The organism is Vagococcus fluvialis (genome assembly GCF_003337315.1).
Classification (GTDB): Bacteria; Bacillota; Bacilli; order Lactobacillales; family Vagococcaceae; genus Vagococcus; species Vagococcus fluvialis.
This window is the reverse complement of record NZ_QPJV01000003.1, coordinates 15160-33656: the sequence shown is the minus strand read 5'-3', so window position 1 is coordinate 33656 and position 18497 is coordinate 15160. Positions and strand designations below refer to the sequence as shown.

Genomic DNA, 18497 nt, shown 5'->3' with positions numbered 1-18497 from the left:
TTTCAATCAAGTAAAATACCTATGTTTTCATCTAATTTCAATCAATTTCATCTGAATGGTGTGAACTTTAGACTAAAAACTATAATTTTGAGCTAGAAATTATCAAAGTTCACACCACTATTTTTCTATCTGTCCATAATTTCTTTACTTAAACTTCTGATAGAGCCAATATTATTTTCAAACATTAAATCCCAAATATCAAGACACTTATCTCCAATTTTTTTTATTTCATCTACAGAGGATTCTGAAGTTTCATCGTACAATCCTACTACTAATTTTGAGATTTCATCATCAATTCCCCAATAATTATCACAACTATCTCTATTCATAATTATTTGATAGCTCATCGCTATAATAATATCACTATAATCAATGATTGATACTGATTCCTGTTCAAGGTACATAACAAAACTATGAACTGTTCTACGACTCATATTTGAATCCATTACTTTAAGTAAAAATTCTTTATCACGATTCAAGTCAATGTAATCACTACGGAATAATTTTGAAATTGGAACTTCAATATCTAATTCACTATTCTTGAATTTTAGAATCACATCTTTTATCTTTTCATTAAATTCATCTTTATCAAAATAATTAATAGCCATATCCAATACTCCGTTGGCTTGATCTTCACTCATATTATCAATATTACTTAATATCTCTATATATTCATCTTTTAGAATATACATCTCACTAAGGCGGTATGCCCCTACCCTTATGAGTCCTTTATCATCAGATTCGTAACATTTTAATATAGTTTGAAGGATTTGCTCACGGTACTTAGGATATAAAAAAAACATTAAAGTTTTACTTTGATACATACCTGCTAATCGAAAGTCTTGTTCATATAACGAGATAATTAATTCTGAAGCCCATTCCTTATTAATATTGTATGATGGAATCAATGCTTCAAAACTTGCTAATTTAACAGCAGCGTTTTCATCTAAAGTCATTCTTTCAATTGTACTTTGAAAATCCTTAAATAATTCACTATTATCCCACAATAACGAACCTATTGTTCTAGCAGCATTACCTCGAACACAATTTAAAGCGTTACTTTGTAACATTTCAAAGCTTTTCATTTCTTGATCTTCAAAATTAGTTACATTCACTTTATCAATTTCTGGGTTTTTATGATTAACTGCTATATCACTTAAACATTGGATAATAGTCATAGTCCATTTTTCATTACTTCTCTTTTCAAGAATATCACATATGTAACTAGCTCTATAAGACTCATAATCATATGAAAATACTACAATCATTTCCTCTATAAGTTTTATAGGTATTTTTTTGATATTCTCACTACTAGCTACCCCACTAAACAGAGCATCAACATACTCACTAAATACCACTTCTTGATTTGAAATTAATAAATTAATCATTTTCTCAGGTTCTTTAGACACTGCGTTTCTAAAACTATCTGAAAAACCTTTAATTGAATCATCTACAAAATCATGAGTCCAATGCCATCTATCTCGATCTTTTATTTTTTTGTTAGTAATAATATTTAGCCACTGTTTAGCATCGAGTTTTTTTCCATATAATTTAGATGTCACAGTGCCAGATTCCACGCCATGATTAATATATCTAGTTACTCCATCGGGAAATTTTCTATTTAAAACTTTCAACAGCTCTAAAACATGAGGACTGATTCGTTTAGTAGGTAGAGCTTCTAATAATTCCTTTTGAAAGTCTCCATAAAAAGACCAGTATACACTCCTTCCTTTATTTTGTTTATTATGTTCTATCCTTCTTTTATACCAGTCTATTGCATACGGATCGATATACTTTATGATGTTGTTTTCTAATTTTCTAAAAATGTTTAAACTACAATACATAGTATGTTTGCCTAATACCTTTTTAGCTAAAGTCAACTCGCTGTTGCTACCATCAGTTATCACAAATAGATTTTTATCAAAATCTTGCATTAAATATTCTATTACTAAATCACTGTAGGATTTTGGAAGATAGTACATAGCATCTAGTATAAGTTCATTAAATAGATAAAAACCTTCTCCCATATATTCTTTATAGTATTCCAGAAACAAGTCTGGATTAGACATAATGATATTAAAATTAGCTTTTTTTAATATATTAATGCACGCTCGTTCCAATCCATTATTATATGTATATTTCTCTGACCATTCAGAAAAAGAATACATTTTCTCAATTTCTTTCGGTATATACGGAATCAATAAGTTAAGAATCTCTACTCCATTATTTATAAATATTTCTTTGTCAATTTCTAAAAACTCTTCCTCAAAACGATAAATAGATTTCCCGTGTTTATTCTTATTATTTTCAAGTAACAAAGCAAGTAATCTTATAATTCTCATTTCACCAGACTTTATCATATTTTTTATATTAAGATACCCGTCTGCCTTTTCGGGATACTTTCCATAAAACATCATTCGCAATTCAAATAGCTCATCTGTATCTTCATTTATATCATAAGGTAAACAATTGATAATCAGATTATCATCTTCTTCTGATTTAAAGGAATAATTTAACATAAAAAGCACATCTTCTTTATCATAATTAGGAGAAATGCTTCCCATTAGTTTAAAAGTAATCTGTTTCTTTTCAGATTCTTTTAACCACTCAGTAAAAATCCCTTCTTTCCTTAATAACCTTACATATTGAGGCTTACCAAAATAGACATTATTTATTAAATAAACTTCATATCGTTTATCCTCGCACTTATCTAGTATAAATTTTTTTATGTTTTCATCTAATAAATCTATTTGATTCAATATTTCTAGAAAAATAAACTTGACAAAATATCTTATTTGATCAGATTCAAACAATTTTTGTCCAATAATTAAAAAATCATTGCTATCCTGCTCCAATAACATTTCTAAAAACATTTGTACTTGATATCTTTTACTTGGTGTCTGATTATCCTTATCTCCTATTATTTCTATAATATCTTCATCTTCGTAATATTTTCTCATTAAATTATTAGCTAGAAAGTAGTCTAATATTGACTGATGCGCAAAAAAAGCTTTATTATCTTGAATAACTAAAAAAGAATTCGATGATAAAAAATTTATGTACGACTCACCTATATCTAACACGTTTATTGGAAAATATATTCTCCCTCTTTTTTCTAACCAATCTACAATTCTATTTTTCACACTATTCAATTCAATTTCATTCAAACCTAATTTAATACATTTTTTAGATAGCTGTTTCCACCACTCTTCAACTAAATGACTAGTTGACGTACACTCTGCATAATTTTTTTTGGGATCTAACTGTTTCCAGATATATAAATTACTCGGTATTCTCAATACTTCTTTTAATTTACTTGTTAAACTGTTAAATCTATCACCAATTATATTAAATATTACTTCATCATTTAATTCGTTAATTTGAACTTTATTCCATTTTCTTGAAATATTTTTATCTATATTTTCTTTAAATAGATTACTTATATTATTATCATTTTCTAAGTCATAAGATCTACATACAAAAACAATTGATATATTTTTTTCTCTCTCATAATTTAGTTGGTTTACTTGGTCTATAATTTGTTGACATACTGACAGCGCTTCGTGAGAATGAGATTGAGTCCAACGTAAAGCATCTAATTGATCTAGAATAAGAACAGCTTGCTTATCCTTCGATATACTGTCTATACAATATGCTATTGATGCTGCTAAACCTAATTCTTGTCCCCATATATCTGCATTTCTTTTTGGAACATGTCTATCCAATTTAACTGCAAGATAGGGTATAACATTTTCTTCACAATGCTCTATAATATCAACGGTACATCCACTTTTTCCTCTTCCTGCTTTACCATGTATTATAATTGATTCTTCATTATCAATCATTTTTCTGCATATTGCGAATTCATTTCTATCAATTAGCTGTCCATCAATTTTAGTAAAAGATTCTTTATATTCTCTATTTAGTTGATTTATTCTAGGTTGTATTCTTACATCAGACACTAAATCTCTTAATTCTATCTCTCTTTCTTCTAAAAAACTATATACAGCTGAAATATCAATACTTTGCCCTAGCATCTCTCCCTCGACTATCCACGATACAAGAGTAGAATATATTCTTTCTCCATCTCCAACTAGTAGATAGCTTATTTTTCCTAAAATCAAGTCTTTTAAATTTGAATCTGGAACTTGATGATAGAAAATTCTTTGCAAATAAGAAATACATTTCATCATATCTGAATCTTCCTCTTTATTTATAGCCATTGCTATACAAAAATTATCAAAGAAATTAATAAATTTTTTACTAGAACCCAGTATTTGTTCTTTATAAAATTCAGAGGGAATACCACTGCTAGTTCTTGCTCTTTCAGTTAGATCTTCCAAAAAAGTAAATGCTAAAGGTGAAACTAAAGACACCGTGTTGGTTAGGTCTCTATCTAAGTGATATTTCCAAGTTTCAAAAATTCCTTTTTCTTTTATGCTGCTATAATCCCAATATTCTTGGCTCGCATTTCTCCCCTTACACTGTTGCCCTTCTTTTTTTCCATCATTCATACCTACCCATATATCTATACCTTTTTCGTCTTCTCCCAACGCTTCCAATGTTATACTCTTTATATTTTCCTCTAAAACTTGTAATATTTGAAACACCGCCCATCTTGTTTCAAATCTATTTCCATTCTTATCTGCTCGTCCACCTTTTTCATATGGCATAATTAGTCACCTCATAATTAATTATTGTTTATATAAAACTTTTAACTGATTTGTCTAATTCAGTATACCATCTCTTTAAATACAATAATTTATATTATTGAAAGCTCATTCACAAAATTCTTATAAAAAAAATAAACTTGTTTTTTTACAAGTTTACTTTTAAATTCATATTATTTACCACTTTGTTTTCTAAATTCTTCTCTCCACGTCGAACTACCTGCCCAAACTTTCTCATACTTCTTACCTTCTTTTGTACTACCTCCATAGAATTTTACTTCTCCTATTTCAATAACACCTTTTTTAAAAGAAAATTTCTCTTTTTCTAGTTCGCTAATATCAATTCCATCAAGTATATCACTAGGATTTAATTCATTGGAATTTTTAGACATTTTCATATTCAGATAATTTTTATCAACAATTTCTAGTATCCCTTCACTTGCAGGAGGATTATATTGTGCTGATTCTGCTACTTTATATTTTTCTTATCATCACTAGATGAAACTATTTCCAACTTATATACTTGTACATCTTCACTAGAGTTTTTTGATGTTGTCATGGGTTTAGTCTGCTCATAATAGTAAACTCCTGATAAATCTTTCTTTCCACAACCTGATAGAACTATCAAACTAACAATGGCTAACAAAACACTTACTTTTACTTTTTTCATAATCCCTACACTCCTTAATTTTCTATAAATAAATATATAAAAGACTGAGTTAAAACTAATATAGTTTTTCCAGTGTTTATATTTAGCTTATTTTTTCGATGTGTTAAATGCTGATATTGTCGAAGATATAGCCGTAACCCTAGCACTTCTTTCTGTTGCTTGTACAGATGCTAAATTTTGAGCTTAAGATAAAAATTTCAAAGATAAAGGAATTTTTAACATGGTATTTTTAATTTATTTTGGGTGGTCTACTTAATACTACAATCAATCTAAAAGAACGTAACAAGAATACTAATCATTATAAATTAAGGAAAAATAGTAACCTCTACTAGGATCTTTTATATTTTTATTAAATAGCTGATTATTTACATCTAATTCAAAAATATCTTTTAATCTTATATTTTGGCTTTGATTATAAATATTATCTTTGATTACCTTTTGATTCTTTAAAGTTGAAATGAAACCTACATTTTTATAAGCTAATTTAATTTTTTTCTGTGCTATTTCATCGTCAGACACATACAAATCTTCAGAAAAACCTACAAGATTCACATCGTCATGAAAAAGTTGATTCCATCTTTTCTTAAATTCAATCAAAGCACACTCGAATAAATCTACTTGAATAACTTCACTAGATCCGCTAAAGCTTTCTCCTAAATAAACTTGTTCTAATGTTACCCATCTATTCATACCTTGGCCTGTCTTAATAATTACTTCATCATGAATTTTAGAGTCATACATATCTTCATACAAAGCTTTCAAAAAAACATAACTTTCAATCGCACGGTCCGAAATGGCATCTACACTATAGGTATAATCTGAATTAAAGTCACCTGTATGCCCAGTAATTATTATAGCTAAAACATCTTCCAGATTAATTAACTCCCCATCTTCGTTTACAATTTTTTCCTGTATATAAAATCTAGCATCAAAATAAAAAATAGGATCTCCCAGTTCTTGAACATAAGGGGATATTCTCGTAGTAACTTCCATATAGCTATAGTCTAATTCATAATCATTATTTAATATTTTCATCATAATACTCCTCTCATTAGTTCTAACTATACAGAACGTACGTTCTCTTTTCAAGCGAACAATCAAATTTTGGATATAAAAAAAGACACCCTCCAAATGGAAGATGCCTTGAAATTCTGTATAAAAACGAATTAACGTTTTGAAAACTGACTAGCTTTACGAGCTTTTTTAAGACCTGGTTTTTTACGTTCAACCATACGAGCGTCACGAGTTAACAATCCTGCACGTTTAAGAGCTGGACGGAAATCTGGATCTACTTGTAAAAGAGCGCGAGAGATACCGTGGCGAGTTGCCCCAGCTTGTCCTGCGTATCCTCCACCGTTAACGTTAACTAATACGTCATATGCGCCTTTAGTTTCTGTTAATACTAGTGGTTGCATGATTACTTCACGTAAATCAGCATGTGGAATATATTCTTCAATGTCTTTGTTGTTCATAACGATTTTTCCTGTACCTGGTACTAAGCGTACGCGAGCTACAGATTTTTTACGACGGCCTGTGCCTAAATATTGTACTTTAGCCAATGAAATTCCCTCCTTAAATTAAGTTAGTGATATCTAATACTTCTGGTTGTTGTGCTGCATGTTTGTGTTCAGCTTCACCGTATACAAATAGTTTTTTAGCTGTTGAGCGTCCTAAACTATTTTTTGGTAACATACCTTTAATTGAGTTCTCAACTAAACGACGTGAGTTTTTGTCACGTAATTCACCAGCAGTGATAGATTTAATTCCACCTGGGTGTTGGCTATGACGGTAGTATACTTTGTCACTTTCTTTGTTTCCTGTTAATTTAACTTTATCAGCGTTAATTACGATTACGTAATCACCAGTATCCACATGAGGTGTGAATGTTGGTTTATTTTTTCCACGTAAAATAGATGCTACTACTGTAGATAGACGACCTAAAGGAACATCTGTTGCGTCTACTACAAACCATTTACGATCGATTTCGCCAGCTTTGGCCATATATGTTGTACGCATGGTTTCTTTCCTCCAATTTATGTTCTTGATGTTTGGCATTACATAATAAGTTTCCGGGGCTCACCATGTTGTGGTCAAACAATACCATCTAACATATTATCGCGAATCCCTTGATATGTCAATAAAATTCGATAGCATTTTGAATATTTTTTTAACTTTCATAGTCGACTTTCATTAAGAAAAGCCCTTCAGGATGAGCTGTTGGTCCAGTCATTTTTTTATCTTGGTTTTCTAAGGCAATTTTTATAGCATCTACTGGTAGTTGACCATTCCCAATTTTAAGAAGTGTTCCCACTAACATTCGCACCATTTTGTATAAAAAACCATTGCCACGAAACTCAAATCTTAACTCTGTGTCACTAAGCTCAACTAAGTTCACTTCATAGACATGACGGGTTTTATCTTCCACTGCACTACCTGTTGCACAAAAAACGCTAAAATCATGCTCTCCTTCAATATACTTAGCTGCTTGCCTAATTCTATCTAAATCGAGTTCATAGCGATAGTGAGCCGAATATAAGCGTTTAAAAGGGTCTCTTGTTTGTCCTAAGTCCACATAATAATGATAAACTTTTTCCTTAGCCAAATATCTAGCATGAAAATCTTCGTGAACTTGCTCCACTGAAATAAAACTAATATCATCTGGAGTTTGTGTGTCTAATGCAAAACGAAATTTCTCACTATCACGCACGTCGGGATAATCAAAATGAATTACCTGACCCTTAGCATGAACACCTGAATCTGTGCGACCAGACGGGTGAATCGTAATTGATTTTCCTTTATTAAAACGTCTCAGTGTATTTTCAATTTCAGCTTGAACTGTATGGGCATTTTGTTGCACTTGAAATCCTGCATAATTAGTCCCATCATAAGCAATCACTGCCTTGTAACGTGGCATAATTTCCCTTCTTTCTATAAAATAAATAAAGACCTATGACAAAGTTAAGTCACAGGCCATGAGTTTAATTTCTAACAAATACTAATAAAGCTGTCAATAAGCCAAATGCAATGACCACAAGTGTATCTGGGAATTCCCAATGTAGAACGCGGTATTTTGTTCGACCGTCTCCACCTTGATAACCTCTTGCTTCCATAGCAATCGCTAAATCTTCCGCACGGTTAAAACTACTTACAAATAGCGGAATTAATAATGGCACAATTGCTTTCATTTTCTGCATTAAGTTACCTTCACCAAAATCCACACCACGAGCGCGTTGAGCATTCATGATTTTTTCTGTTTCATCCATTAAAGTTGGTACAAATCGTAAAGCAATTGATAACATTAATGAAATTTCATGTGCTGGAAATTTTACAACTTTTAAAGGTCTTAAAAGATACTCAATGGCATCAGATAAAGACAATGGCGGTGTTGTTAACGTTAGTAAGGTTGACATAAAAATAATTAACACGAAACGAATAAAAATAAAGGCTCCGTTTTTTATCCCAAATTCACTAATACTAAAGATCCACCACTTAAAGTAAACTTCTCCACCTTGTGAGAACATGACTTGCAGTAACACGGTAAAGAGAATTAACCAAATCAGTGGCTTAACACCATTAATAAAGAAACGTAAGCTAATTTTTGACATTAAAATCGCAAAAATCGTAAAAGCAAACATCACGCCAAAACTTAAAAAGTTATTACATAAGAAAATAATCCCAATAAAATAGAAACTGGCAACTAATTTAGCACGCGGATCTAATTTATGAATAATCGAATCTCCTGGAATGTAGCGACCTAAAATCAGTTTATTCATCATTTTGGCCACCTACTTTCAACGAACCAGTTAATTCATCTGCCAACTCATCAGCAGTTAATGGTAATTGAGAGAACTCATATCCTTTTTTCATCAGCTCAAAAGCAAAATCAGTGGCTGTAGGAACGCCTAATTGTTTTTCTTTCAGCCATTCAACGTCTTCAAAGATTTCACGTGGCGCACCTTTTTTATGGATTTTTCCTTTTTCAAGAACCACCATATAATCAGCATACTCCGCCACATCATCCATTAAGTGAGTCACTAAGATAATATTAATGCCTTTTTCTTTATGAAGACGGTAAAACATTTCCATAATATCTTTACGACCTCTTGGATCAAGTCCAGCTGTCGGCTCGTCTAAGATAACCACTTCAGGCTCCATTGCTAAAACCCCAGCAATTGCCACACGACGCATTTGTCCACCTGATAAATCAAATGGTGAACGGTCCATGTAACTTTCATCTAGGCCAACTAAATCAAGCATTTCACGAGCTAGTTTTTCAGCTTCCTCATCAGACACGCCAAAGTTTTTAGGTCCAAAGGCAATATCTTGTCCCACAGTTTCATCGAATAATTGAGACTCTGGAAATTGGAAAACAATTCCGACTTTTTTACGAATTGGTTTTAAATTTTTATTATCAGTTTCAGGAGTAATTACACGGTCCCCAATTGTTACTTGACCTTTTGTTGGCTTTAAAAGAGCATTTAAATGTTGTAGTAAAGTTGATTTACCACTTCCAGTATGACCTACAATAGCCGTATAGCTATTCGACGGAATCTCTAAGTTAATATCAAAAAGAACTCGTTGCTCAAAAGGACTATGAGGTTGGTAGGTAAAATCTACTTGTTCAAACTTGATGTCCATAACCAATCAACCATCCCTTCCTCTGTTAAGTAATTCTCAGGTACCTCAATACCACGTTCACCTAAAGCTGCTTTAAGTTTTTCAGGGAAAGGTACATCAAGTCCAAGCTCAATTAACTCTTCTCCACGAGAGAAAATATCAGCAGGTGATCCCTCTTGAATAATTTCTCCCTCACGCATAACTAAAACACGATTTGCATGAGCCGCTTCATCAATATCATGAGTAATTGAAATGACTGTTAAATTAGAATCATCTTTTATTTTACGAATTGTTTCAATCACTTCTTGTCTACCTTGAGGGTCTAACATAGAAGTTGCTTCATCTAAAATAATCACATCTGGTCTTAAAGCAATCACACCAGCAATTGCCACACGCTGTTTTTGCCCACCAGAAAGTCTAGCAGGTTCTTTTGTAGAAAAATCTGCCATTCTAACAGTTTCTAAAGCATCTTTAACACGAGTTAACATGTCTTCACGAGGTACGCCTTGATTTTCTAAACCAAATGCCACGTCGTCTTCAACAGTTGAACCAACAAACTGATTATCTGGATTTTGAAACACCATTCCAATCATACGACGAACATCCCAAAGATTGTCCTCAGATACTTTTTCGCCTTTAACTAAAATCTCACCTTCATTAGGCGTAATTAAACCATTAATTGTTTTAGCTAAAGTTGATTTTCCTGAACCATTATGACCGATTAAAGCCACCCATTCGCCAGGATAGATATTCAGAGAGACATCATTTAAAGCACTTTTGGTGTCTTCTCCTTGATATTTAAACGTTATATTTTTAAGTTCTATTAAAGGAGTCTTCATGTAAGCCTCTTCCTTATCCTTTTTATGTTTATTTTAAAAAAATGTTTCATTCTATTCTTAATGTTAATTAAAAATACAAGGAAACATTTTCAGATTCGATAAATACCTATTTATCTTAATCTTTATTCAGATAAATGACAATTAAAGCGCATTAAAACGAACGTATAAAAAAAGCACTTTATATGATGAGCGCGCCTCCTCCGACTAAAAGTCAGAGGATTAGCACCGAGCTAGACTCGGAAAAAATAAATTTTCCAACATCATAACACTCTAAAAGAATCATCTATAAAGTGATCAAAACTTAATTTAATTATTAAACTAATTCAATAATTACCATTGGTGCAGCGTCTCCGCGACGTTGTCCTTTTTTAAGGATACGTGTGTAACCACCTTGGCGATCTTGGTAACGAGGTCCCAAGTCGTTGAATAATTTTTGTAAAGCTGTTTCTTGGATGATGTTCTCTCCAGATTCGTCTAAACGTGCTTCTAATAATTCATTACGAACAAAAGCTGCAGCTTGACGACGAGCATGAAGATCTCCACGTTTGCCTAAAGTAATCATTTTTTCAGTAGTTGAACGGATTTCTTTGGCACGAGCTTCAGTTGTTTCAATGCGTTCGTTGATAATTAAATCAGTTGTTAAATCACGTAACATTGCTTTTCTTTGGCTGCTTGTGCGACCTAATTTACGATAACTCACGTCGTATTCCTCCTTATGTCAATAAATGATTAATCGTCTTGGCGTAGACCTAGTTCTAAATCAGCTAATTTAGCTTTTACTTCTTCAAGTGATTTACGTCCTAAGTTACGAACTTTAATCATTTCTGCTTCAGACTTATTCGTTAATTCTTGTAATGTATTGATACCAGCGCGTTTCAAACAGTTATAAGAACGAACAGATAAATCTAATTCTTCTATTGTTGTTTCCAACATTTTTTCTTTTTGTGTTTCTTCTTTTTCGATCATGATTTCAGCATTTTTAGCTTCGTCTGTTAAGTTAACAAAGATGTCTAAATGCTCAGTCAAGATTTTAGCAGATAAACTGATAGCCTCTTGAGGTGCAATAGAACCGTCTGTCCATACATCTAAAGTTAATTTGTCAAAATCATCACGACGACCAACACGTGTGTTTTCTACTTGGTAGTTAACACGTTTAATCGGTGTGTAGATAGAATCCACTGGTAAAACACCAATTGGCATATCTTCACTTTTATTTTCATCAGCTTTTGAATATCCACGTCCAGGTTTAACAGTTAAACTTGCACGGAATGTTGCACCTTCAGATACGCTACAGATAAATAAATCTTTATTCATGATCTCAACATCACTATCAGTAATAATGTCACCTGCAGTCACATTAGCTGGTCCAGTAATATCGATTTCTAAAGTTTTTTCACCCTCAGCATACATTTTAAGTGCTAAGCCTTTGATATTTAAGATTATTTGAGTGACATCTTCACGCACTCCTTTGACAGTAGAAAACTCATGTAATACACCATCAATTTGAAGATTTGTGATTGCAGCACCTGGAAGAGATGACAATAAAATACGGCGTAATGAGTTACCTAACGTAGTTCCATAGCCTCTTTCAAGTGGCTCGATGACGAACTTGCCATAATCTCTATCTTCATCAATCTTTGTGATTCTTGGTTTCTCAAATTCAATCATTCTTCTCTATACCCCTTTCAAAACGAAAAGTGTCCTGCTCAATGTCGCTAAAAGTTCTAATCATTTGAATGAACTCACTCACTAAACACGACGGCGTTTTGGAGGGCGGCATCCATTATGAGGAACTGGAGTAACGTCACGAATTGCTGTCACTTCTAATCCTGTTGCTTGTAATGAACGAATAGCTGCTTCACGACCAGATCCTGGTCCTTTAACAGTTACGTCAACAGTTTTTAAACCGTGTTCCATTGCTGCTTTAGCTGCAACTTCTGCTGCCATTTGAGCTGCGAATGGTGTTGCTTTTTTACTACCTTTAAAACCTAATGATCCTGCTGATGACCATGCAATAGCGTTACCATGCACATCTGTCAACATTACGATTGTGTTATTGAAAGTAGAATGAATGTGTGCAATACCAGCTTCGATATTCTTTTTCACACGACGTTTTCTAGATACTTTTTTTGCTACCATGAAGCTTTATACCTCCTTCACTGAAAATTCTTATTTTTTCTTACCAGCGATAGAACGTGCTGGACCTTTTCTTGTACGTGCATTATTTTTCGTGTTTTGTCCACGAGTTGGTAATCCACGACGATGACGGATACCTCTGTATGAACCGATTTCCATCAAACGTTTGATGTTTAAGTTTACTTCACGACGTAAATCACCTTCAACTTTTAATTTGTCGATGACTGCACGGATTGAATCTGTTTGTTCGTTTGTTAAGTCGCTAACACGAATTTCTTCAGAAACTCCAGCTTCTTTCAAGATATCTTGAGAAGTTTTCTTTCCGATTCCATAAATGTATGTAAGCGAAATAACTACGCGTTTATTACGGGGAATATCTACACCTGCAATACGAGCCATTATTCGTTAACCTCCTTTTATCCTTGACGTTGTTTATGTTTTGGGTTTTCACAGATAACCATAACTCGACCTTTACGGCGAATTATTTTACATTTTTCACAAATGGGTTTTACTGATGGTCTTACTTTCATGATTATACCTCCTTGAATTTTACGGAGTACAACTATTTAAAGCGGTAAGTAATACGACCACGTGTTAAATCATACGGAGATAATTCAACAGTTACTTTATCTCCTGGTAGAATACGAATGTAATGCATTCTTATTTTTCCAGAAACATGTGCTAAAATAACATGGCCATTTTCTAATTCAACTTTAAACATTGCATTCGGCAAAGTTTCGACGACTGTACCTTCAATTTCAATCATATCTTCTTTCGCCACAACTAGTACCTCCTTATACATTGTTTGCATCTGACATATGCGACAAATTGACAAAAAATAGAACTTTAGCCTATTTCTTTCCAACTTTAGTATTATAGCATAACTACAACACAAAATAAAGTTGATAGGTAAAATTACCTGTCATCAACTTCTTTTCCAGAAACAGCTTTGATTCTCATAGAATAATAGATAGCTAGATAAATGACTAGTTTTTATTTGCGATAATTTTTTCAATATCAACAAAAACTTCTTGAATATCACGATCACCATCGATAGTGTGCATGACACCTTGTGCTTCATAATACTCTAGAATAGGTTCAGAATTTTTGATGTTAACTTCTAAACGATTTTTAACCGTTTCAGGTTTGTCATCTTCTCTTTGATAGAAGTTATGGCCTCCACATCGATCACAAGTTCCTTCCACTTTTGGTGGGTTGAACATTTTGTGATAAGTAGCACCACAATCTTTACAAATGAAGCGACCAGCTAAGCGATCAATTAAAACTTCTGAAGCGACATGAATGTTTAAGACATTGTCTACTTTTTTACCTAATTCCTTTAAAATTTTATCTAATTCTTCTGCTTGAGCAAGCGTCCGTGGGAAACCGTCTAATAGGAATCCTTTTTCTGTATCGTCTTGAGACAAACGATCTTTTACTATTCCGTTTGTTACTTCATCAGGTACTAACTCACCTTTATCAATAAATGATTTAGCAAGTAAACCTAATTCTGTTTCATTCTTCATAGCATCACGGAACATATCTCCAGTAGAGATATGAGGAATTCCATAAGCATCGATGATTTTCTCTGCTTGTGTTCCCTTACCGGCCCCTGGCAATCCCATTAGGATGAGATTCATTTGTTTTCCTCCTTAAGTTCGAGAAAAGTGCTGAGGAATTAAGCCTCAACACACTACTCTTACTCTCTGATAAAACCAGTATACTGACGTTTCAATAGTAACCCTTCAAGCTGTTTATTCGTTTCAAGAGCAACACTAATGACAATCAGTAAACTTGTCCCACCTAAACCGATTGATTGGGGTAGGTTCCAAACATTTTGAGCAATGATTGGTAAGATCGCCACTAACCCTAAGAACAATGAGCCCACAGTACTTAGTTTCATTAAGAGACTAGATACATAGTTTTCAGTTTCTTTACCAGGGCGTACACTTGGAATATAGCTCCCTTGCTTCTGCAAGTTCTCAGCCATTTTCTCAGGATTAACCTGAACAAAGGCATAGAAGAACGTAAAAGCAATAATCAGGATTGTATATACTATCCCGCCAGGAATAGTTGAATAGTTAAAGATTTGTTCTAAGAACTGGAACCAAGGTTTACCACCTTGAGATACTTGAAATGCACTTAGAAAAGCTTGTGGCGTTGCAATGAATGAACTCGCAAAGATTACTGGAATAACTCCGGCTGCATTTACTTTTAATGGTAAATAACTACTTTGCGGTGCACCAGCAACACGTTTTGTATATTGAATTGGAATCTTTCTTTCTGCTTGTTGTACATAAGTAACCATAGTTACGATGAATAACACAGCAACAATTAAGATAGCAATAAAGATGAATGACTTAGCCAAATCAGCTTTATCAATATTAACAAAATAAGCTTGGTATATTTCTTTGATGCTTCCAGGAAGTTTTGCAATAATACCTGCAAAGATAATCATTGAAACCCCATTACCAATACCTTTTTCTGAAATTTGCTCACCCATCCAAGTTACTAACATCGTACCAGCTGTTAGGATTAAACCTATCGTAAAGTACGTGTAAACACTTGGTGAAGTCACAAGTCCTGCATTTGTGTAGTAGTTAAAACCTGCTGTAATCGCAACGGATTGAACAAAACCTAACACAAGTGTTAAGTAGCGAGTTGCTTGGTTTAACTTACGTCTACCAACCTCACCTTGTTTCGACCATTCTACAAATTTAGGAACAATATCCATTTGAAGTAATTGGATAATAATGGAAGAAGTAATATATGGCGAAACTCCCATTGCGAACAATGAGAATCTTTCCATAGCATTACCACTCACTTGATTAAACATAGCTACTAATGCTAAATCATTAAGATCTAATAACGCTTTAGCATTAACACCTGGAACTGTAATATGGGCACCAACTCTAAACGCGAAGAGAATGAATAGCGTAAAAAATATTTTACTACGAATATTTTTTACCTTAAACGAATCCTTCAACAGTTTAAACATTAGATCACCTCTACTGATCCACCAGCTGCTTCAATTGCAGTTGTAGCAGATTTTGAGAATTTAGCTGCTTTAACTGATAATTTTTTAGTTAACTCACCGTTACCTAAAATTTTAATTCCAGATTTAGCATCTTTAACAATTCCTGCTTCAATTAAAGTAGTTGGTGTTACTTCGGCACCATCTTCGAATCGGTTCAATACGTCTAAGTTGACGATTGCATAATCTTTACGATTAATGTTAGTGAATCCACGTTTTGGTAAACGCATGAATAATGGAGTTTGTCCACCTTCAAATCCTAAACGTACGCCACCACCTGAACGTGATTTTTGACCTTTTTGTCCACGACCAGATGTTTTACCGTTACCAGATGATGATCCACGTCCTACACGATTGCGTACATGTCTTGATCCTTCTGCCGGATGTAATTCATGAAGTTTCATTAGCTCGGCACCTCCTTGTACTAGTTTCTAAAGAATACTTCTTATATTTCTTCTACGTCCACTAAATGTGAAACAGTATTAACCATACCTTTGATTGCTTCGTTGTTAGGTTTTACTACAGTTGAATGCATTTTTCCTAAACCTAAAGCTTTAACTGTATCACGTTGGTTTTGAGGACGTCCAATGATACTACGTTTTAAAGTAATTTTTAATTCGCTCATTTTTGGTCCTCCTATCCGATTAGTTTCTCTACAGAAATGCCACGTAATTCAGCAACATCTTCTGCACGTTTTAATCTGTTTAATCCTTCAACAGTTGCGCGAACAACGTTTACAGGTGTGTTAGATCCTAAAGATTTTGATGTGATATCTGAGATACCAGCTAATTCAAGGACGGCACGAACCGGTCCACCAGCTGCAACTCCAGAACCCGCTAAAGCAGGTTTCATTAAGATACGTCCACCACAGAAAGATCCGATAACTTCATGAGGAATTGTTGAACCTACCATAGGAACTTCAATAACGTTCTTTTTAGCATCTTCAATAGCTTTACGAATAGCTTCTGGTACTTCTTGAGCTTTACCAGTTCCAAATCCAACATGTCCGTTTCTATCTCCAACTACTACAAGAGCAGAGAAGCGCATACGGCGTCCACCTTTAACAACTTTAGAAACGCGGTTAATCGCAACAACGCGGTCTTCTAATTCAAATTGTTTATGATCAATATTAGCCATGAATAGTTTTCCTCCCTTTCCTAAAATTCTAATCCATTTTCGCGAGCTGCTTCAGCTAAAGCTGCTACACGGCCATGGTAAAGGTATCCACCACGGTCAAAGACTACTTCTTTAATACCTTTTTCTGTTGCTTTTTTAGCAATTGAAGCACCTACAGCTTTAGCTGCTTCAGTTTTGTTTTCTGCTGTAATATCTTTATCTACAGTAGAGGCACTTGTAAGTGTCACACCCGCTACGTCATCAATTAATTGAGCGTAGATGTTTTTGTTAGAACGGAATACGTTCAAGCGTGGGCACTCGGCAGTACCAGAGATTTTACTACGTACGCGAGCATGACGCTTTTGACGTACTTTATTTTTATCTGGTTTTGAAATCACACTTGTCACCTCGTTAATTTATTTGTTATTTACCTGTTTTACCTTCTTTACGTCTTACGTGTTCACCAACATAGCGAACTCCTTTACCTTTATAAGGCTCTGGTGGACGTGTTCCACGAATATTAGCTGCTAATTCTCCAACAACTTCTTTGTTAGATCCTTTAACAATAATAGATGTGTTTGAAGGAACTTCGATTTCGATACCTTCTGGCGTTTCGAATTCGATTGGATGAGAGTACCCAACGTTTAATACAAGTTTTTTACCTTGTAATTGCGCACGGTATCCAACCCCAATTAATTCTAAAGCTTTAGCGAAACCTTCACTAACACCAACAACCATGTTGTTTAGGTTAGCACGCATAGTTCCATGCATTGTTTTGTTTTCTTTGCTATCGTCAGGACGAGTTAAAGTAACTACGCCTTCTTCAATATTTAAAGTAATATTTGGTGAAAACTCACGAGTTAATTCACCTTTAGGTCCTTTTACAGTTACAGTTGTTCCGTTTTGTGTAATAGTTACACCTGCAGGAATAACGACTGGTTTATTTCCAATACGACTCACTCTAGGACACCTCCTCGTTTTAAGTTTTTGATTACCAAACGTATGCTAATACTTCTCCACCAACATTACGCTCTCTAGCTTCTTTATCAGTTAAGATACCTTCTGAAGTTGAGATAATTGCAATACCTAAACCGTTTAATACTTTAGGTACTTCATTTGCTTTTACATAAGCACGTAAACCTGGTTTTGAGATACGTTTTAAGTTAGTAATAACGCGCTCGTCGTTTTTACCATATTTTAAGAAAACACGGATGATGTTTTGTTTGTCATCTTCAATGTATTCTACGTCGCGGATGAAACCTTCACGTTGTAAGATTTTAGCGACTTCTAGTTTGATAGTTGATGCAGGTACTTCTAATGATTCGTGTCTTACGATATTCGCATTACGAATACGAGTTAGAAAATCTGCGATTGGATCTGTCATAACCATTGATTTGTTTACCTCCTTTAGCGGT

Annotated in this window: 24 protein-coding genes; all 24 read right to left on the bottom strand. The window is 33.7% G+C overall.

Annotated features, from left to right (window positions below; all coding sequences use genetic code 11):
* Window positions 1–125: 125 nt before the first annotated feature.
* Window positions 126–4673, bottom strand: a complete 4548-nt coding sequence (locus DFR54_RS03820) for an NACHT domain-containing protein (protein WP_114288979.1) — start codon at window positions 4671–4673, stop codon at window positions 126–128.
* Window positions 4674–4843: 170 nt separating this feature from the next.
* Entirely contained in the window at window positions 4844–5068 is a 225-nt protein-coding gene (locus DFR54_RS03815; RefSeq protein WP_114288978.1) for a hypothetical protein, read from the bottom strand.
* 71 nt (window positions 5069–5139) lie between these two features.
* Window positions 5140–5340: a hypothetical protein gene (locus DFR54_RS03810; RefSeq protein WP_114288977.1), complete on the bottom strand. Its 201-nt coding sequence runs from the start codon at window positions 5338–5340 to the stop codon at window positions 5140–5142.
* A gap of 291 nt (window positions 5341–5631) precedes the next feature.
* Complete coding sequence (locus DFR54_RS03805; protein WP_114288976.1) at window positions 5632–6375, bottom strand: hypothetical protein; 744 nt, start codon at window positions 6373–6375, stop codon at window positions 5632–5634.
* Window positions 6376–6506: 131 nt separating this feature from the next.
* Window positions 6507–6899: a 30S ribosomal protein S9 gene (rpsI, locus tag DFR54_RS03800; RefSeq protein WP_086340814.1), complete on the bottom strand. Its 393-nt coding sequence runs from the start codon at window positions 6897–6899 to the stop codon at window positions 6507–6509.
* A gap of 13 nt (window positions 6900–6912) precedes the next feature.
* On the bottom strand, window positions 6913–7356 hold the full coding sequence (rplM, locus tag DFR54_RS03795; protein WP_086340813.1) for a 50S ribosomal protein L13: 444 nt from the start codon (window positions 7354–7356) through the stop codon (window positions 6913–6915).
* A gap of 151 nt (window positions 7357–7507) precedes the next feature.
* Window positions 7508–8254, bottom strand: coding sequence for a tRNA pseudouridine(38-40) synthase TruA (truA, locus tag DFR54_RS03790; RefSeq protein ID WP_114288975.1), 747 nt, complete (start codon window positions 8252–8254; stop codon window positions 7508–7510).
* A gap of 64 nt (window positions 8255–8318) precedes the next feature.
* On the bottom strand, window positions 8319–9116 hold the full coding sequence (locus tag DFR54_RS03785) for an energy-coupling factor transporter transmembrane component T family protein (RefSeq protein WP_086340811.1): 798 nt from the start codon (window positions 9114–9116) through the stop codon (window positions 8319–8321).
* Entirely contained in the window at window positions 9106–9978 is an 873-nt protein-coding gene (locus DFR54_RS03780) for an energy-coupling factor ABC transporter ATP-binding protein (protein WP_170126912.1), read from the bottom strand. Before DFR54_RS03780 ends, DFR54_RS03785 begins: the two co-directional genes overlap by 11 nt.
* Window positions 9954–10796, bottom strand: coding sequence for an energy-coupling factor ABC transporter ATP-binding protein (locus DFR54_RS03775; RefSeq protein WP_114288973.1), 843 nt, complete (start codon window positions 10794–10796; stop codon window positions 9954–9956). Before DFR54_RS03775 ends, DFR54_RS03780 begins: the two co-directional genes overlap by 25 nt.
* A gap of 313 nt (window positions 10797–11109) precedes the next feature.
* Window positions 11110–11496 (bottom strand): 50S ribosomal protein L17, encoded by a 387-nt coding sequence (rplQ, locus tag DFR54_RS03770; protein ID WP_086340808.1) that lies wholly within the window; start codon window positions 11494–11496, stop codon window positions 11110–11112.
* Between the two features lie 29 nt (window positions 11497–11525).
* Window positions 11526–12464 (bottom strand): DNA-directed RNA polymerase subunit alpha, encoded by a 939-nt coding sequence (locus DFR54_RS03765; RefSeq protein ID WP_086340807.1) that lies wholly within the window; start codon window positions 12462–12464, stop codon window positions 11526–11528.
* 81 nt (window positions 12465–12545) lie between these two features.
* Window positions 12546–12935, bottom strand: a complete 390-nt coding sequence (gene rpsK / locus DFR54_RS03760; protein WP_086340806.1) for a 30S ribosomal protein S11 — start codon at window positions 12933–12935, stop codon at window positions 12546–12548.
* Window positions 12936–12965: 30 nt separating this feature from the next.
* On the bottom strand, window positions 12966–13331 hold the full coding sequence (gene rpsM, locus DFR54_RS03755; protein ID WP_086340805.1) for a 30S ribosomal protein S13: 366 nt from the start codon (window positions 13329–13331) through the stop codon (window positions 12966–12968).
* A 17-nt stretch (window positions 13332–13348) separates the two neighbouring features.
* The gene (rpmJ, locus tag DFR54_RS03750; protein ID WP_071457744.1) at window positions 13349–13462 is read right to left on the bottom strand and encodes a 50S ribosomal protein L36; all 114 of its coding nucleotides are present in this window, start codon (window positions 13460–13462) and stop codon (window positions 13349–13351) included.
* A gap of 32 nt (window positions 13463–13494) precedes the next feature.
* Window positions 13495–13713 carry a translation initiation factor IF-1 gene (gene infA, locus DFR54_RS03745; protein WP_071457745.1) on the bottom strand — a complete coding sequence of 73 codons (219 nt, stop codon included), beginning with the start codon at window positions 13711–13713 and terminating at the stop codon, window positions 13495–13497.
* A 205-nt stretch (window positions 13714–13918) separates the two neighbouring features.
* Window positions 13919–14572, bottom strand: coding sequence for an adenylate kinase (locus tag DFR54_RS03740; RefSeq protein WP_086340804.1), 654 nt, complete (start codon window positions 14570–14572; stop codon window positions 13919–13921).
* A gap of 59 nt (window positions 14573–14631) precedes the next feature.
* Window positions 14632–15930 (bottom strand): preprotein translocase subunit SecY, encoded by a 1299-nt coding sequence (secY, locus tag DFR54_RS03735; protein WP_114288972.1) that lies wholly within the window; start codon window positions 15928–15930, stop codon window positions 14632–14634.
* Window positions 15930–16370 (bottom strand): 50S ribosomal protein L15, encoded by a 441-nt coding sequence (rplO, locus tag DFR54_RS03730; RefSeq protein WP_086340802.1) that lies wholly within the window; start codon window positions 16368–16370, stop codon window positions 15930–15932. Before rplO ends, secY begins: the two co-directional genes overlap by 1 nt.
* 41 nt (window positions 16371–16411) lie before the next feature.
* Entirely contained in the window at window positions 16412–16591 is a 180-nt protein-coding gene (rpmD, locus tag DFR54_RS03725) for a 50S ribosomal protein L30 (protein WP_086340801.1), read from the bottom strand.
* 11 nt (window positions 16592–16602) lie between these two features.
* Window positions 16603–17103: a 30S ribosomal protein S5 gene (gene rpsE, locus DFR54_RS03720; RefSeq protein ID WP_086340800.1), complete on the bottom strand. Its 501-nt coding sequence runs from the start codon at window positions 17101–17103 to the stop codon at window positions 16603–16605.
* Between the two features lie 20 nt (window positions 17104–17123).
* Window positions 17124–17480: a 50S ribosomal protein L18 gene (rplR, locus tag DFR54_RS03715; protein WP_086340799.1), complete on the bottom strand. Its 357-nt coding sequence runs from the start codon at window positions 17478–17480 to the stop codon at window positions 17124–17126.
* Window positions 17481–17505: 25 nt separating this feature from the next.
* Window positions 17506–18042, bottom strand: coding sequence for a 50S ribosomal protein L6 (gene rplF, locus DFR54_RS03710; RefSeq protein ID WP_086340798.1), 537 nt, complete (start codon window positions 18040–18042; stop codon window positions 17506–17508).
* A 31-nt stretch (window positions 18043–18073) separates the two neighbouring features.
* Entirely contained in the window at window positions 18074–18472 is a 399-nt protein-coding gene (gene rpsH / locus DFR54_RS03705) for a 30S ribosomal protein S8 (RefSeq protein ID WP_086340797.1), read from the bottom strand.
* Window positions 18473–18497: the final 25 nt, after the last annotated feature.

Excerpts from the sequence above, each read along its gene's own strand:
- DFR54_RS03805 (WP_114288976.1), bottom strand. The coding sequence starts at position 6,375 with ATGAAAATATTAAATAATGATTATGAATTAGACTATAGCTATATGGAA.
- rplM (WP_086340813.1), bottom strand. The coding sequence starts at position 7,356 with ATGCGTACAACATATATGGCCAAAGCTGGCGAAATCGATCGTAAATGG.
- secY (WP_114288972.1), bottom strand. The coding sequence starts at position 15,930 with ATGTTTAAACTGTTGAAGGATTCGTTTAAGGTAAAAAATATTCGTAGT.
- truA (WP_114288975.1), bottom strand. The coding sequence starts at position 8,254 with ATGCCACGTTACAAGGCAGTGATTGCTTATGATGGGACTAATTATGCA.
- DFR54_RS03815 (WP_114288978.1), bottom strand. The coding sequence starts at position 5,068 with ATGAAAATGTCTAAAAATTCCAATGAATTAAATCCTAGTGATATACTT.
- rpmJ (WP_071457744.1), bottom strand. The coding sequence starts at position 13,462 with ATGAAAGTAAGACCATCAGTAAAACCCATTTGTGAAAAATGTAAAATA.
- rpsH (WP_086340797.1), bottom strand. The coding sequence starts at position 18,472 with ATGGTTATGACAGATCCAATCGCAGATTTTCTAACTCGTATTCGTAAT.
- DFR54_RS03785 (WP_086340811.1), bottom strand. The coding sequence starts at position 9,116 with ATGATGAATAAACTGATTTTAGGTCGCTACATTCCAGGAGATTCGATT.
- DFR54_RS03780 (WP_170126912.1), bottom strand. The coding sequence starts at position 9,978 with ATGGACATCAAGTTTGAACAAGTAGATTTTACCTACCAACCTCATAGT.
- DFR54_RS03820 (WP_114288979.1), bottom strand. The coding sequence starts at position 4,673 with ATGCCATATGAAAAAGGTGGACGAGCAGATAAGAATGGAAATAGATTT.
- DFR54_RS03775 (WP_114288973.1), bottom strand. The coding sequence starts at position 10,796 with ATGAAGACTCCTTTAATAGAACTTAAAAATATAACGTTTAAATATCAA.
- DFR54_RS03740 (WP_086340804.1), bottom strand. The coding sequence starts at position 14,572 with ATGAATCTCATCCTAATGGGATTGCCAGGGGCCGGTAAGGGAACACAA.
- rpsK (WP_086340806.1), bottom strand. The coding sequence starts at position 12,935 with ATGGTAGCAAAAAAAGTATCTAGAAAACGTCGTGTGAAAAAGAATATC.
- rpsM (WP_086340805.1), bottom strand. The coding sequence starts at position 13,331 with ATGGCTCGTATTGCAGGTGTAGATATTCCCCGTAATAAACGCGTAGTT.
- rpmD (WP_086340801.1), bottom strand. The coding sequence starts at position 16,591 with ATGAGCGAATTAAAAATTACTTTAAAACGTAGTATCATTGGACGTCCT.
- DFR54_RS03810 (WP_114288977.1), bottom strand. The coding sequence starts at position 5,340 with ATGAAAAAAGTAAAAGTAAGTGTTTTGTTAGCCATTGTTAGTTTGATA.
- DFR54_RS03765 (WP_086340807.1), bottom strand. The coding sequence starts at position 12,464 with ATGATTGAATTTGAGAAACCAAGAATCACAAAGATTGATGAAGATAGA.
- rpsE (WP_086340800.1), bottom strand. The coding sequence starts at position 17,103 with ATGGCTAATATTGATCATAAACAATTTGAATTAGAAGACCGCGTTGTT.
- rplO (WP_086340802.1), bottom strand. The coding sequence starts at position 16,370 with ATGAAACTTCATGAATTACATCCGGCAGAAGGATCAAGACATGTACGC.